Annotated in this window: 15 protein-coding genes and 1 pseudogene; 10 read left to right on the top strand and 6 right to left on the bottom strand. The window is 43.5% G+C overall.

Going from position 1 to position 13,936, the window contains the following annotated elements; all coding sequences use genetic code 11:
• Nucleotides 1-115: 115 nt before the first annotated feature.
• Together FU659_RS01585 and FU659_RS01580 are read left to right on the top strand one after the other, a co-directional pair.
• Entirely contained in the window at nucleotides 116-679 is a 564-nt protein-coding gene (locus FU659_RS01585) for an EAL domain-containing protein (RefSeq protein WP_187273831.1), read from the top strand.
• A gap of 7 nt (nucleotides 680-686) precedes the next feature.
• On the top strand, nucleotides 687-1,880 hold the full coding sequence (locus FU659_RS01580; protein WP_397354850.1) for a GGDEF domain-containing protein: 1,194 nt from the start codon (nucleotides 687-689) through the stop codon (nucleotides 1,878-1,880).
• Here the strand turns inward: FU659_RS01580 and FU659_RS01575 are convergent.
• Nucleotides 1,877-2,626: an HAD family hydrolase gene (locus FU659_RS01575; RefSeq protein ID WP_147945910.1), complete on the bottom strand. Its 750-nt coding sequence runs from the start codon at nucleotides 2,624-2,626 to the stop codon at nucleotides 1,877-1,879. The genes FU659_RS01580 and FU659_RS01575 overlap by 4 nt on opposite strands.
• 133 nt (nucleotides 2,627-2,759) lie before the next feature.
• On the opposite strand from FU659_RS01575, the pseudogene polA reads away from it, so the two are divergent.
• The 4 genes and pseudogenes from polA to FU659_RS01555 all read left to right on the top strand — a co-directional run bounded on the left by polA (nucleotide 2,760) and on the right by FU659_RS01555 (nucleotide 7,528).
• A pseudogene (gene polA, locus FU659_RS01570) lies at nucleotides 2,760-5,416 on the top strand (DNA polymerase I).
• A 42-nt stretch (nucleotides 5,417-5,458) separates the two neighbouring features.
• A complete protein-coding gene (gene mutM / locus FU659_RS01565; protein ID WP_147945909.1) occupies nucleotides 5,459-6,316 on the top strand; it encodes a DNA-formamidopyrimidine glycosylase in 858 nt (285 codons plus the stop codon).
• Nucleotides 6,317-6,329: 13 nt separating this feature from the next.
• Nucleotides 6,330-6,926, top strand: coding sequence for a dephospho-CoA kinase (gene coaE, locus FU659_RS01560; RefSeq protein WP_147945908.1), 597 nt, complete (start codon nucleotides 6,330-6,332; stop codon nucleotides 6,924-6,926).
• Complete coding sequence (locus FU659_RS01555; protein ID WP_147945907.1) at nucleotides 6,923-7,528, top strand: lytic transglycosylase domain-containing protein; 606 nt, start codon at nucleotides 6,923-6,925, stop codon at nucleotides 7,526-7,528. The genes coaE and FU659_RS01555 overlap by 4 nt, the downstream gene beginning before the upstream one ends.
• Nucleotides 7,529-7,589: 61 nt before the next feature.
• On the opposite strand, the gene FU659_RS01550 is transcribed toward FU659_RS01555, so the two are convergent.
• Nucleotides 7,590-7,814 carry an alpha/beta-type small acid-soluble spore protein gene (locus tag FU659_RS01550; RefSeq protein WP_147945906.1) on the bottom strand — a complete coding sequence of 75 codons (225 nt, stop codon included), beginning with the start codon at nucleotides 7,812-7,814 and terminating at the stop codon, nucleotides 7,590-7,592.
• Nucleotides 7,815-7,923: 109 nt separating this feature from the next.
• Here FU659_RS01550 and nrdR point away from each other — a divergent pair, with 109 nt between their 5' ends.
• Both nrdR and FU659_RS01540 read left to right on the top strand, forming a co-directional pair.
• Entirely contained in the window at nucleotides 7,924-8,403 is a 480-nt protein-coding gene (gene nrdR / locus FU659_RS01545; protein ID WP_147945905.1) for a transcriptional regulator NrdR, read from the top strand.
• Between the two features lie 101 nt (nucleotides 8,404-8,504).
• Nucleotides 8,505-9,860, top strand: coding sequence for a TrkH family potassium uptake protein (locus tag FU659_RS01540; RefSeq protein ID WP_147945904.1), 1,356 nt, complete (start codon nucleotides 8,505-8,507; stop codon nucleotides 9,858-9,860).
• 100 nt (nucleotides 9,861-9,960) lie between these two features.
• Here the strand turns inward: FU659_RS01540 and htpG are convergent, their stop codons facing one another.
• Together htpG and FU659_RS35030 are read right to left on the bottom strand one after the other, a co-directional pair.
• On the bottom strand, nucleotides 9,961-11,841 hold the full coding sequence (htpG, locus tag FU659_RS01535) for a molecular chaperone HtpG (RefSeq protein WP_147945903.1): 1,881 nt from the start codon (nucleotides 11,839-11,841) through the stop codon (nucleotides 9,961-9,963).
• A gap of 119 nt (nucleotides 11,842-11,960) precedes the next feature.
• Nucleotides 11,961-12,125 (bottom strand): hypothetical protein, encoded by a 165-nt coding sequence (locus tag FU659_RS35030; RefSeq protein ID WP_187273829.1) that lies wholly within the window; start codon nucleotides 12,123-12,125, stop codon nucleotides 11,961-11,963.
• A gap of 175 nt (nucleotides 12,126-12,300) precedes the next feature.
• Here FU659_RS35030 and FU659_RS01530 point away from each other — a divergent pair, with 175 nt between their 5' ends.
• Nucleotides 12,301-12,603: an alpha/beta hydrolase gene (locus tag FU659_RS01530; protein ID WP_147945902.1), complete on the top strand. Its 303-nt coding sequence runs from the start codon at nucleotides 12,301-12,303 to the stop codon at nucleotides 12,601-12,603.
• A 4-nt stretch (nucleotides 12,604-12,607) separates the two neighbouring features.
• Here the strand turns inward: FU659_RS01530 and FU659_RS01525 are convergent, their stop codons facing one another.
• On the bottom strand, nucleotides 12,608-12,832 hold the full coding sequence (locus tag FU659_RS01525; RefSeq protein ID WP_222708469.1) for a hypothetical protein: 225 nt from the start codon (nucleotides 12,830-12,832) through the stop codon (nucleotides 12,608-12,610).
• Between the two features lie 73 nt (nucleotides 12,833-12,905).
• Nucleotides 12,906-13,202, bottom strand: a complete 297-nt coding sequence (locus FU659_RS01520) for a hypothetical protein (RefSeq protein ID WP_147945900.1) — start codon at nucleotides 13,200-13,202, stop codon at nucleotides 12,906-12,908.
• Between the two features lie 259 nt (nucleotides 13,203-13,461).
• On the opposite strand from FU659_RS01520, the gene FU659_RS01515 reads away from it, so the two are divergent.
• The gene (locus tag FU659_RS01515; protein WP_147945899.1) at nucleotides 13,462-13,908 is read left to right on the top strand and encodes a MarR family winged helix-turn-helix transcriptional regulator; all 447 of its coding nucleotides are present in this window, start codon (nucleotides 13,462-13,464) and stop codon (nucleotides 13,906-13,908) included.
• The last annotated feature ends 28 nt before the right edge of the window (nucleotides 13,909-13,936 follow it).

The following is a 13,936-nucleotide window of genomic DNA, read 5'->3' as shown; positions in this document are numbered from 1 at the left end:
CGATTCCCTCTTTTTTATTTAAACTCTTTACATAGATTTTACATATGGATGATAAAGCCTGCTATTATGTTTGATAGACTATACATACAAGTAGAATAAGTAAGGGATGATGGACATGAACGATCAGTCAGAGGTATACACACAGTTTCATGATATGATTGAACATCAATTAATTTATTCTGTCTATCAACCTATCGTTTCTTTGCAGGATGGTCAAGTTCTGGGTTATGAAGCGCTGACTCGCGGTCCCAAGGGTAGTCCGTTCCATTCTCCACTCGCGATGTTCGAATTTGCAGAACAGCTAGGGGAGCTTTATGCACTGGAGAAGCTAGCGCGTGAGAAAGCGATCCAAGGATCTATTTTGGAGCATACACAGCAATTATTATTTATTAATATTTCTTCTCAAGTCCTCTATGATCCTGGATTCGTCCCAGGTAAGACACTTGAGATTTTACAAAAGTATAACCTGAGGCCGAGCAATGTGGTCTTTGAAATTACAGAAAGAAGTTCGATCGAAGATTTCACTCTGGCTCAAAAGATTTTGGAGCATTACCGGAAACAAGGGTATCGTATTGCCATTGATGATGCAGGAGCGGGCTATTCTTCTCTGCAGGCTATTGCAGAGCTACAATCCCGATTTTATCAAAGTCGATCGTTCCCTGATCCAAAACATACATGAGAATAAAGTGAAAGAATACATATTGGAGACATTCGTCACGTTTGCCCAAAAAATGAATATTTACCTGATTGCCGAAGGGATTGAGCACCCCGATGAATTGATCAAGCTTACGCGGCTGGGGATTCATTATGGGCAGGGATACTTGCTTGGAAAGCCGGAATCGGTTGCTGCAACCGTGCAGGAGAAACATAAAATGTTGATTTGGCAGCATCGTAAAGCGCAAGGAAGCGGAATGACCTGGAGCATCGGGGACTTAAAAACACCTGTGAAAGTATTCGATAGGAAGGCGATCATTTCGGAAGTAGCTGACTATTTGAAAAAAAATCAAGAGGCTGTCGGAGTTGTCATTGTGAACGAGGACATACCTGTCGGCCTCATGATGCGTGAGCACTTATTCCAGCAATTAGCGGGGCAATATGCGTTCTCCTTATTTTGGAATCGAACAATTGAGGGGATCATGAACAGTTCGCCGCTTATTGTAGATGAACTCGCTCCTGTGGAGCAGGTTTCTCAGATGGCAACCTCTCGCTCGATTCAACATTTATATGATCTTGTTATTATAACAAGCAATGGAAAAATGGCCGGAATAGCTTCGATCAGAACGATACTTGAGAGTATTACGAATGTTCGGATGGAGACAGCGCGTGTGGCAAATCCATTGACAGGATTGCCGGGAAATCTGCAAATTAACAGAGAGCTGAACAAGCGGATTATCGAAAGCAAACCTTTTCATGTCGTTTATGCCGACCTGGACTATTTCAAATGGTTTAATGACCGGTTTGGATTTCAGAAAGGGGATCAACTGATTCAATACACCGCGGATATTATGCAGCAAGCGATTGCCGTTTGCGGAACACCCCATGATTTTGTCGGACATGTAGGAGGAGACGATTTTATCGCAATTTCTTCTACCTATTCACCGGAATTGTTGTGTCAAGAAATGATACGTCGCTTTGAACAAGGTGTGGAAATGTTCTATGAAGGCGAAGAGTGGGATCATGTGCGGGATCGCAGTGGGAATCAGGTGAAGAGCAGCGGCGTCACGTTATCCCTTTCACTCGTCGTTTGCAGTTGTGATGCTGCCATTTCTCTGGAACATATCTCTCAAACGGCAGCCTTGCTCAAAAAGAAGGCAAAGGCGCATCAAGGGAGCATTTATTATTTCCAGAACATTGGTGAAAAGCTGAATAACAGGGTTTAGAATGTAAATTGCAATTGTCTGAAAGAGCGAATAATAATGACTTTCTGTTTGCCGATGCGGCGTTCCGATATTTTTTTGATATTCCCCGGATGTATCCAAATGGCATCCATGCCACTTGAAGTGGCCCCCACGACATCGTTTCGCCATGAATTTCCTACCATAACACTTTGGCTTGCCGCTGTACTCATCGTCTTCAGAGCTCTCTCGAAGATGGCAGGATGCGGCTTCCGAGGTCCATCCTTCTCTGAGCTAAACAAGCGATCTTGTTCAATCCATCGGTTCAACTTCATTTTCTCCAAATTGTGCTGCAGCCTTTTCCGATTCCCATTACTAATGATAGCCAGCTTATAGTTTTGCGATAAGGCCTCCAGCGTGTCTTCGACACCAGGAAATAGAGCGACAAAATGGTCTTCCTGTTCTTCGATCTGCTCAAAAAATGCGCTTGTGAAAGCTGGATTGACATTCACAGGCAAGGGGAGCAGGGCTTTGCGTAAACAGTTGTGTCTTAGCTCATCGGGAGATAAGGGACTTCTTATCGGCGTCTTGCGGTGGCGACTCCATTCCAGTTTATAGCTTTGCAAAGCTTCTTGGGGGGAAAATAAATTTTCATCCGTCTCCCACCTTGCCGTGTAGTCATTCATAACCTCTAGAAAAGCGGAATCGAAGCATTGTCTGCGATCTAAAATCGTATTATTCATATCGAAAAAAATAATTTTTTTGCGTGTTGGGGAAAAAAAAGGGCTCATTCGGAGAACCTCCTTCTGAAAACCGAACCATGGTTGAGTCGCTTCCTTACATGTTTATGTGCACAAGTGTTTTTTTATTTTTATTTCGTATGCTATGATGAAAGAAGTATGTCAAAAATCGGGGTGTGTATGGATGAACAAGCTAATTATTATTGATGGAAATTCGATTGCCAATCGCGCTTTTTATGCTTTGCCGCTGCTAAGCAATTCAAATGGATTGCATACGAATGCGGTGTATGGATTTACAACGATGCTGCTTAAATTAATTGAGGAAGAAAAACCTACTCATTTTCTCGTTGCTTTTGATGCGGGGAAAATAACGTTTAGACATAAAGAATACACCGAATACAAAGGTGGACGTGCAAAAACTCCACCAGAGCTTTCGGAGCAATTTCCGTTGATTAAAGAGCTGCTGAAAGCTTTTCAGATTCCGCAGTTTGAATTGACAGGCTATGAAGCGGACGATATTATTGGGACTTTGACCAAATTGGCCGATGAAAAGGGCGAAAAAGTTCTGCTTGTATCCGGTGATAAGGACATGCTGCAGCTGGCTTCTGAACAAGTTACCGTAGCAATCACACGTAAGGGAATTAGTGAGGTTGAGCTGTATAATCCGGCTGAGATTAAAGAAAAATATGGTCTTACGCCAGCGCAAATTATTGATCTCAAAGGTTTGATGGGCGATACGTCGGATAATATTCCGGGGATTCCGGGAGTTGGTGAAAAGACGGCGCTCAAGATGCTTCACGAATTTGGGTCCGTTGAAGAAGTACTGGCAAATACAGCAAGTCTCAAAGGCAAGATGAAAGAAAAAGTGGAAGAGCATGCGAAGGATGCTGTGATGAGTAAAGAACTCGCCACCATTTTTCGCGAAGTCCCGATGGAGACGGAGTGGGACAGCTTCCGTTACGACGGTTTTGATGGACAAGCGCTTTCGGGCATGTTTCGTAAATTGGAATTCAAATCTTTGTTGGAAAAGATGGATTTTGGTCCCTCGTCCCTTGCTGATGAACAAGCGGCGGAAACCGTTGAAATTATCGTTGTCACGGAAGAGACGATTGAAGAACTAGTCCGTTTGTTAGGTGATAGCGCACCTATTCATGTTGAGATCGTTGGGGAGAACCCGCATCATGCTGAAGTTGCTGGTATTGCCTGGTTCGACGAGAAGGAAGAAGACAAGTGTTATTATGTTCCGTCTGAATTGTTGAAGAGTAAGGCGGGGGAACCTCTGCGTCAATGGCTTGGCGATACTTCCAAGAAGAAACAGGTATTTGACCAGCATCGCGCTGAACTGGCGTTGCTTGGCAGGGAATCCCGCTTAAAGGTGTCGATTTCGATGTGCTGCTGGCTTGTTACTTGCTTGACCCAACGGAGTCGAACCTCACGCTCAGCGGTCTATCTTACAAATACGGTCTGCCAAGCATTAAGACCGATGAGGAAATTTTCGGCAAAGGCGCAAAGTTTCGCTTGCCGGAGCTTCCTGCGCTCAGCGATCACCTTGGACGCAAAGCTCTGGGGATTGCGCGCCTTGTACCGGTGCTGCGCGAAGAGTTGGAGAAGAGCGGGATGAATCAGCTCTTCTACGAACTGGAGCTGCCTCTCGCGGGCGTGCTCGCTGAGATGGAGCTGCGCGGCATCAAGGTGGATGCCGCGGATCTGAAGGCACTTGGCGTGGAGCTCGCAGAAAAGCTCGATGCGATTATGACGCGCATCTACGACCTTGCCGGCGTGGAGTTCAACATCAACTCGCCGAAGCAGCTGGGCGAGATTTTATTCGAGAAGCTGGGCTTGCCAGCTTCGAAGAAAACCAAAACCGGCTATTCCACGGACGCCGAGGTGCTGGAAAGACTGGCACCCTATAACGAAGTGGTAGGGGAGATTTTGAATTATCGTCAATTGGCCAAGCTGCAATCGACGTATGTGGAGGGACTGCTCAAAGAGGTGCGGCCAGAGACGGGGAAGGTGCACACCTATTATCGTCAAACGATTGCCGCCACAGGCCGACTGAGCAGCCAATTCCCGAATCTGCAGAACATTCCGATTCGTCTGGAGGAGGGACGCAAGATCCGCAAAGTATTCGTTCCGTCTGAGCCTGGATGGTACATTCTTGCTGCGGATTACTCCCAGATCGAGCTGCGCGTGCTTGCGCATATTTCGCAAGATGAGAACCTGAAGGAAGCCTTCCTTCAGAATATGGATATTCACACGAAGACAGCGATGGACGTTTTCGGTGTTTCAGAGAGCGAGGTCGACGCGAACATGCGGCGTCAGGCCAAAGCTGTCAATTTCGGAATCGTTTACGGCATCAGCGATTATGGCTTATCTCAGAACTTAGACATTACTCGTAAGGATGCGGCCAAATTCATTGAACAATATTTCGCCGTATTCCAAGGGGTTCGCACATATATGGACGAGATCGTAAAAGATGCTCGCAGAGACGGATACGTCACCACGCTGCTGCAGCGTCGGCGGTATCTCCCAGAGATTGCCGCGTCCAACTTTAATGTTCGTTCTTTCGCTGAGCGAACGGCTATGAATACGCCGATTCAGGGGACTGCAGCAGACATTATTAAGCTGGCTATGGTTCAGATGGACGCCAGATTGAAGCATGATGGACTGAAGAGCCGAATGCTGCTTCAAGTACACGATGAGCTCGTCTTTGAGGTTCCGGAGGAAGAGTTGGAGATCATGCGCCGCATCGTTCCTGAGGTTATGGCTGAGGCCCTTAAGCTGGATGTTCCGCTTCGTGCCGATGTTGACTATGGGCTTACTTGGTATGATACCAAGTAAGGTACAATGTACGAATTAAATGAACTGAAGAGGTGAACAACCGTGCCTGAACTACCCGAAGTCGAAACAGTCAAACGCACACTAAACAACTTGGTTACCGGCAAAACAATCGAACACGTTCAGGTCAGATTGCCACGAATTATTCAAAAACCGGATGATATTCAAATGTTCGAGGTTTTGCTCCAAGGCCAAACCATTGAAACGATAGAACGAAGAGGGAAATTCTTGCTCTTCGTATTGACCGATTATGTGATGGTATCGCACTTGCGCATGGAGGGCAGATATGGCGTTTATCAAGGTGAAGATCCACTTGAGCTTCATACCCATGTCCTATTTCGATTTATAGATGGAAGTGAGCTGCGATATAAGGATGTTAGGCAGTTTGGCACAATGCATCTGTTCCCCAAAGGGGAAGAACTGACACAGCCTCCACTGCAAAAGCTAGGGCTGGAACCTCTAGATGAGGACTTTACCTTCGAGGCATTTCGGAAGCGGATCGCTCATAGGCCAACGAAAATAAAACCGTTATTGTTGAATCAAGAATATATTGTAGGGATAGGGAATATTTATGTAGACGAGTCCCTCTTTTTAGCTGGCATACATCCGGAACGCGAAGCGTCATCGCTTAGTCGCAAGGAGCTTGTGAGTCTGCATGGGGCTATTATACAAACGTTAAGTGACTCCGTTGAAGTCGGAGGTTCATCGATTAAATCGTATGTCAATGGTCAAGGTGAAATTGGACTGTTCCAGCACCAACTGAACATTTATGGCAGACAAGCGCAACCTTGTAAAAAATGTGGAAGCGAAATTTATAAAACGGTTGTTGGCGGCAGAGGCACGCACATATGTCCAACCTGTCAACCATTGAAGCGTAAGAGAGTTCGCAACGATCATACTTAGGAGAGATCTGCTCATGAATATCGGGTTAACTGGTGGTATCGCTTGCGGAAAAAGTACGGTTAGTGCCATGCTGGTCAGCCGCGGCGCTTTATTAGTGGATGCAGATAAGCTTGCGCGTGACGTTGTTGAGCCTGGCAGCCCTGTTCTTGAACAGGTTGCTGCGCATTTTGGACAAGCCGTACTTCAAAAAGATGGGTCGCTTCATCGAAAAAAGCTTGGAGAAATTATTTTCGGTGACGCAGCTGCCCGTAAGCATCTTGAAAGCTTGCTGCACCCACCGATCCGTGCTCGTATGCGAGAACAGATGGAAGCCTTTGAAATACAATATCCTAGCAAGCTGGTTGTTGTTGATGTTCCTTTGTTGATTGAATCTAACCTCACCTTTATGTTCCAAGAAGTTATGGTCGTTTATGTGCCTCGTGAAGTACAACTGCAGCGTCTGATGCTTAGAGACGGTCTAAGCGAGAGTGAAGCGATGGGTCGTATAAATGCTCAAATGTCTATTGAGGAAAAACGAAAACAAGCAGACATCGTCATAAACAACAGCGGGACGTGGGATGAAACGAAGGCTGAGGTAGAAAGGTTCTGGTTAAGGAAGGGGCTCTCATGACATTTTTACGCAAAAAGCGAGTTTTCGCTCTTCTGCTGATCTTTTTCGTGCTTGTTCTCTTCATGAATAGCGCTTATATAGGTAGAAAACTATATCCGATTTATTTTAAGCAGGAAATTCGACAGAGTGCGGCGAAACATCATATAGACCCTTTTCTTATTGCTGCTATTATTCGAGTCGAAACCAATTACAAGCATCATCTGGAATCCAAAAAAGGTGCCTTAGGTCTCATGCAACTAATGCCGGAAACCGCAGAATGGATAGCGGAATCTACAAATTTGAGTTCCGATGAAGCTAAGGACTTGTTACAAGTGGATGTTAACATCAATCTTGGTTCTTGGTATTTGAGTTGGCTGCAAAAGCATTATAACGGTAATCTGATTTATGCTATTGCTGCTTACAATGCAGGTCAAGGCAATGTGAACAAATGGAAACAAAATAACATTTGGGACGGAACAGAAGCGAATATTAGTCAAATTCCGTTTGGAGAGACAAGGCATTATGTACAGCGTGTCTTGTATTATTACGATAAATATACGAATCTGTATGCAGATCAATGGGATGGAAACCGTATAACCATAAACAAAGAAGCATTGGACTAGCTCCTTTTGGGGGCTTAGAGTCCAATACTTCCTGTTTTGCAGATCAGCAGCTAGGATTCAATTACTTGAATTGACCAGCCAAAGATTGTTCTGCGATTTGTACCAGGCGACGAGTAATGTGACCACCGATGGCACCAGTGTCACGAGTAGCCATATTACCATAGTATCCATCTTGTGGGATGGAGATACCAAGCTCTTGAGCTACTTCGTATTTCAACTGATCCAAAGCTGCGGTAGCTTGAGGAACGACTAAAGTATTGCTGTTACGAGATTGTCCTGCGCCCATGTCTGTTCACCTCCTTGTCGTTGGTAATCCTATTATGTGCGTTTCTGCAAAGTTCATTACATGTAAGAATTGGTAAACCACGAACCAGAAAAGAAAGGAGAGATAGCGAATGAAGTGCCCGTTCTGTGACTATTCCGGTACTAAAGTGCTCGATTCTCGACCCGCTAACGAAAATAAGTCTATACGCCGTCGTCGCGAGTGTGAAAAATGCACAAGACGATTCACGACCTTTGAAATGGTGGAAGAAACACCGCTCATCGTGATTAAGAAAGATGGAAGCAGGGAAGAATTTAGTCGAGAGAAAATGTTAAGAGGCTTGATTAGAGCTTGTGAAAAACGTCCCGTATCTATGGAACAGTTGGAAATGATCGTGTCAGAGGTTGAAATGCAGCTTCGTACCACGGCACATGCCGAAGTAGATAGCCTGCATATTGGAGAAATTGTCATGGAGCAGCTGTACCCAGTCGATGAAGTGGCGTACATTCGCTTTGCCTCCGTTTATAGACAGTTCAAGGACATTAACATGTTCTTGAAGGAGTTAACGCAAATTTTGGGAAAGCATGACACCGGACTTCTCCGGGACAAATAGACCCTAATGAACAAAGCTGCTCCGGTTCGTTCAGCGTAATGAACCCGTGTAGCTTTGTTTGCTTCGTCAATGACATCTTTCCCTAGTTATGGAGAACGAATATGCAAATACAATGGATGAGGAAAGTTAGACTCAATCCTCCACAAGTTTTGGCTCTTGGTTTTATTGTTATTATTTTTATTGGTTCATTTCTCCTTTCTATGCCCATGTCTTCTGCAGAGGGAGTCAGGAGCCCGTTCATCGATTCATTTTTTATGGCGACTTCGGCTGTATGCGTTACAGGCCTTTCCGTTTTGAATGTAGGTTCCCATTATTCGTTGTTTGGGGAGATCGTCATCCTGCTGCTCATACAAGTAGGGGGATTGGGATTCATGACAATGGCCACGTTGATCGCCCTTGTGTTTAGGCGGCGCATTTCCTACAAGGAACGGCTTATTCTCAAAGAGGCGATGAACCATGAATCAACCCAAGGCGTTGTAGGATTAATTCGCAAGGTTTTGCTTTATGCGCTGGTTATTGAGGGCGTTGGAGCCTTATTGCTTTCCATTCGTTGGATGTTTGAAATGCCCATGGGAAAAGCTTTGTACTTCGGAATTTTTCACAGCATTTCGATATTTAATAACGCGGGATTTGACCTTTTCGGAGGAGAGCCGAAACCGGAAAACGGTTTCTTTCATTATGTTGATGATCCATTCGTGAATCTAGTGTCTATTGTTTTGATTATACTAGGTGGTGTTGGTTTCATTGTCATCGCTGATCTAATTAGCTATCGTACGAATAAAAAATTAACACTTCATAGCAAAGTTGTTCTTACGGTATCAGGTGGGCTTTTGGCTGTGGGCGCTTTAGTTATTTTCATCTTTGAATATACGAATCCAGCAACTTTCCAGCCATTATCTTTTATGGGTAAAGTATTAGGTGCTTTTCTGCAGTCTGCTACGTCTAGATCAGCAGGGCTGCTTACAGTAGATGTAGGATTGTTAAGGCAAGCAACTCAGTTTTTTCTCGTTATTTTAATGTTTATTGGCGCGGCGCCGGGTTCGTCCGGAGGTGGGATTAAAGTGACGACCTTTGCTATTCTGATGGGCGCTCTGATCGCTATGATCCGTGGTAAAGAGGATATTGTCATGTTCCGCTATCGGATTGCAGGGGATCGCATCTATAAAGCTATTACCTTTACTCTTTTTTCATTTATTATTATCGTTACTGCCACGATGCTGCTATCAGCAACTGAATCTTTTCCTTTCCTAGGTATTTTGTTTGAAGTTACATCGGCGTATGCGACAACAGGAATGTCGATGGGTTTGACGGGGCAATTGACATTGTTCGGTAAAATTCTGATTACGACATTGATGTTCGTTGGTCGATTCGGACCGATTACGATGGCCTATATTTTAGTGCCGAAGCCGGAGAAAGTGAAAATCAGGTATCCCGAGGGTAAGATTACGATTGGTTGATGAAGCTGGTGAAATAGCCTTAATAACAAAACAATCCGCGAACCTATTTGGTTGCGGATTGTTTGTTTTTAGAAACGCACGTACGATACCGTTATGGTTTTTAAACCATGATTTTGCAAATATCGTTCGTAAATTCAACTGGATCTTGAAGCGGCAGGCCTTCAATCAAGAGGGCTTGATTATATAAAAGAGCCGTATAGAGATTCAGTTTTTCTTTATCTTTTTCAAAAGCATCTTTTAACGATTGGAACACATCATGGTGGATGTTGATTTCCAATACTTTATCAGCTTTTACATTAGGGTTATTCGGCATAGCGTTTAGTATTTTTTCCATTTCAATGGTTACGTCGCCGTCCGTAGAGAAACATACGGGATGCGTCTTCAACCTTTTGGATGCTTTTACCTTTGTTCCTTTGCTCGATAAGAGGTTTGTCATATAGTCAAACAATTCTTTGTTTTCATTCTTTTCAGCATCTGTTTGGTCTTGATTTTCTTCTGCTTCAATACCCAGATCGCTGCTTGATACGGATTTGAATTCTTTCTCTTTGTATTTCATAATCATTTTGATGGCGAATTCATCAATGTCGTCCGTGAAATACAAGATCTCGAAGCCTTTATCGGAAACTAGCTCAGTTTGAGGAAGTTTCTCGATGCGTTCATTCGAACCACCGGAAGCATAGTAAATATATTTCTGATCTTCCGGCATTCTCGATACGTACTCATCCAAAGTAACCAGTTTTTTCTCCTTGGACGAATAGAACATTAATAAATCTTGCAAAACGTCCTTATGACTACCATAATCGCTGTAAACCCCAAATTTCAATTGTCGGCCGAAGGATTGATAGAACTGTTCGTATTTCTCTCTTTCGTCCTTCAACAAGCTTTGCAGCTGGCTTTTGATTTTACTTTCAATGTTTTTGGCGATCAGCTTCAACTGACGATCATGCTGCAGCATTTCTCTGGAAATATTCAAAGATAGACTCTCTGAATCGACCATCCCTTTGACAAAGCTGAAGTAGTCAGGAAGCAGGTCCGCACATTTATTCATGATCAATACGCCGTTGGCATAAAGCTCAAGTCCTTTTTCATATTCCTTCGAATAGTAATCAAAAGGAATGTTTTCGGGAATAAACAAAATAGCTTGATAAACAACGGCACCATCGGCACTCACATGAATGTGCTTGAGAGGCTTGTCGAAGCCGTAATGCTTCTCCACGTAAAATTTCTCATAATCTTCGGTTGTAAGCTCTTTTTTATTTTTACGCCAAATCGGTATCATGCTGTTGACATGCTGTTCTTCCTGATAATCTTCAAACTCATTCTCGCTGCCTTCTTTTAACCTTTTACCGGAAATGTCCATCTTAATCGGATATCGGATGAAATCGGAGTATTTCTTGATAATGGCTTTTAAGCGATACTCGTCCAAAAACTCATCAAAGCTTTCATCTTCCGAATTCTCTTTAATTTTCAAAATGACTTCCGTACCGACTGTATCCTTTTCATAAGGTTCTATGGTGTAGCCATCTGCGCCGTCGGATTCCCATTTGTAGGCCGTATCGCTGTTTAAAGCTTTACTTATAACAGTAACGACATCCGCTACCATGAAAGCCGAATAAAACCCAACGCCGAATTGGCCGATAATATCATGACCGTCTTTGGATTCATTTTCTTTTTTGAAAGCTAAAGAGCCGCTTTTGGCAATGATGCCCAGATTATTTTCAAGATCTTCTTTCGTCATGCCGATCCCGGTATCACGAATGATGAGTGTACGGTTAGTCTTGTCCGCTGTTACTTTAATGAAGTAGCTTTCTTTGTCAAACACCAAGTTGTCATCGGTTAAAGCTCTGTAATAGATCTTGTCAATCGCATCGCTGGCATTGGAAATCAGTTCTCTTAGAAAGATTTCTCTTTGCGTATAAATGGAATTGATCATCATTTCCAATAAGCGCTTGGATTCTGCTTGAAACTGTTTCTTTTCCATTCCAATCTCTCCTTTTACTGGCGAACGTTGTTTATTGTGTGAAAATTGTCAAAGGGGCTTCTATTAGCACTCTCCATCTTTGAGTGCCATTCACTACTTTTTATAACACTAGTAGATTTTTATGTCAATACATGCGTTGTTTTCTTTGAAAAGTCCCTTAATATTTCATTTGTTTTCTCAGGATCTGTTGTGCTGATGTTGAGTTCAAATCCATCCCAATCGATCGATTTAATATTAATTCCGGCATCATGAATGGCACGGACGATTTCACAAATTTGATTCATAATCCACCCTGCTCTTGGTCATTTTAGACAGCTTTAAAAGAGTAACATATCCCTAACAGAAAGTTCGTCGAATAAGGGTGTAGAAATATAAGAGTTTTTAGGTGCAGGTATTTTGGGATGATGAGACGGAAGGAGGAAGGGCAATGTCAGACTATTTGCGAGGAGAAATTGCAAAATGGCGAAAGTGAATGTGGAAACTTTGCGATATTATGAGGCTCATGGGCAGGAAATACCTTTACTTTCGCCACTAAGAATGGCCTTGGATGGGCTGCCTGAATTCATCCAAGTAGGTGATCACGAGGTGCTGCTATCTGATGCTATCCGATTCACGGCTCGTCTTCATGCAGCAGGTGTTGTAGTGAAGATTGAAGTATGGGAAAACATATGGAGTGTATTTCAATTTTTAGCTTACATGCTGCCCGAGGCGCAGCAAGCCATTATGAATATCGGGCATTATGTGCAAGGGAGGATGCAATAGACTTTTAAAGCGTTAGCTGTCCGCAGGAGGCGCGAGTTGGCTGCATAAGAGCTATTCCTAGCCGTACGAAGCCGCCTGCGGTTAGCATCGCGCCAACAACGGACATGAAGGGTTCAATGGCACCTGCAAAGCTTCCTGAAGCAAAGACAAGGGTTCCGATGATCAAGAGCAGGCCGCCCCATCGCGGCAGTACTTTTGCCAATAGTACGGACAAACCGAAAACGACCATTCCAAACACGAACATAAGTGGCCCGACTTGGTTAATAAATTTTGGAACACCGGCGTTAAGAATCGCGCTTATGTCAGCGCCGGAAGAGAAGCTCTACATAAACAATCGCAGTGACGAAGATGGTGCCAACCACCCCCAGCAGCATGCCTGATGTTCCAAGAATGCCATTACGTCCTGCTTGTTCCTCATATAGTCCGATGAACGCAAAGACGAGAATAAGGTGGGCGAATAGAACCAAACTTTTCCCCAATTCAGTTACAAGATCATTTTCACTGAAAAATAGAAGAAGATGACCGAGAAACAGAAAAATCCCGGATGCGATGGCCCCCACCCCTCCATAAATTTTAAATGCGTTTGATGATGTTATCATATTTTTTCCTCCTAATTATAAAACTAATATCATTAGTATTAATTTAACTAATTACATTAGTTTTAGTCAATAGTTATTTCTGAAACATTACGAAGATTTTGGTGAAATTCATATCAGCTCAGTTTCTCTGAAACAAGGCGAATATGAAGTGAGGTGGCAACGATAAAGTAATTGTGAAAGCGGGATTGACAAATGCCAAGCCGTTGTAGTAAATTCATTTTAGTTAAGTGCTTAACTATTTGATGGTGGTGAGTTTTCTATGAAGGATTTACAAGAATATGTACTTGAGTTACCGCTGCATACGCAAGCTTTTTTTTCTCTGGTTGAAACCACGGCCAAATTAGTTGATGTCTCGGAAAGATATTGGCAATCCAAAGGTTTGAATGGTGCCAGAATTCGGATTTTGGTTGAAATTATGAAGGAGGGAGGCACAATGCTGCCTTCCATGCTAGCAAAGAAAATTGGCGTTACGAAAGCGAATATTAGTCTTTTGCTTACCCCTTTGGAAAGAGAAGGACTCATTCGTCGGGGAAATCATCCGTTGGACGGAAGAAAATCCGTCATTTCAATAACAAGTGAAGGTCAAAGTATCCTTTTAACTCACTTACCCGAAAATCGCCAGGGAATTGCCGAAAAAATGAAAGTGCTAGAAGAACAAGAATTGCAGCAGCTCCTTTTCTTATTGAATAAATTAAAAAAGACGTAAGACGTCTTTTTAGTCATTTAGTTAAGCA

It is taken from the genome of Paenibacillus sp. N3.4 (assembly GCF_008017805.1).
In the GTDB taxonomy this organism is placed as follows: Bacteria; Bacillota; Bacilli; order Paenibacillales; family NBRC-103111; genus Paenibacillus_E.
The sequence above is the reverse complement of the archived record's forward strand: the minus strand, read 5'-3'. Positions and strand labels throughout refer to the sequence as shown.

What these genes read in the sequence shown, in the direction of transcription:
- FU659_RS01555 (WP_147945907.1), top strand. Translation starts at nt 6,923, where the DNA reads ATGACATTTTTACGCAAAAAGCGAGTTTTCGCTCTTCTGCTGATCTTT.
- FU659_RS01530 (WP_147945902.1), top strand. Translation starts at nt 12,301, where the DNA reads ATGGCGAAAGTGAATGTGGAAACTTTGCGATATTATGAGGCTCATGGG.
- FU659_RS01520 (WP_147945900.1), bottom strand. Translation starts at nt 13,202, where the DNA reads ATGATAACATCATCAAACGCATTTAAAATTTATGGAGGGGTGGGGGCC.
- FU659_RS01585 (WP_187273831.1), top strand. Translation starts at nt 116, where the DNA reads ATGAACGATCAGTCAGAGGTATACACACAGTTTCATGATATGATTGAA.
- FU659_RS01525 (WP_222708469.1), bottom strand. Translation starts at nt 12,832, where the DNA reads ATGGTCGTTTTCGGTTTGTCCGTACTATTGGCAAAAGTACTGCCGCGA.
- htpG (WP_147945903.1), bottom strand. Translation starts at nt 11,841, where the DNA reads ATGGAAAAGAAACAGTTTCAAGCAGAATCCAAGCGCTTATTGGAAATG.
- FU659_RS01540 (WP_147945904.1), top strand. Translation starts at nt 8,505, where the DNA reads ATGCAAATACAATGGATGAGGAAAGTTAGACTCAATCCTCCACAAGTT.
- FU659_RS01515 (WP_147945899.1), top strand. Translation starts at nt 13,462, where the DNA reads ATGAAGGATTTACAAGAATATGTACTTGAGTTACCGCTGCATACGCAA.
- FU659_RS01550 (WP_147945906.1), bottom strand. Translation starts at nt 7,814, where the DNA reads ATGGGCGCAGGACAATCTCGTAACAGCAATACTTTAGTCGTTCCTCAA.
- nrdR (WP_147945905.1), top strand. Translation starts at nt 7,924, where the DNA reads ATGAAGTGCCCGTTCTGTGACTATTCCGGTACTAAAGTGCTCGATTCT.
- FU659_RS35030 (WP_187273829.1), bottom strand. Translation starts at nt 12,125, where the DNA reads ATGAATCAAATTTGTGAAATCGTCCGTGCCATTCATGATGCCGGAATT.
- FU659_RS01575 (WP_147945910.1), bottom strand. Translation starts at nt 2,626, where the DNA reads ATGAGCCCTTTTTTTTCCCCAACACGCAAAAAAATTATTTTTTTCGAT.
- coaE (WP_147945908.1), top strand. Translation starts at nt 6,330, where the DNA reads ATGAATATCGGGTTAACTGGTGGTATCGCTTGCGGAAAAAGTACGGTT.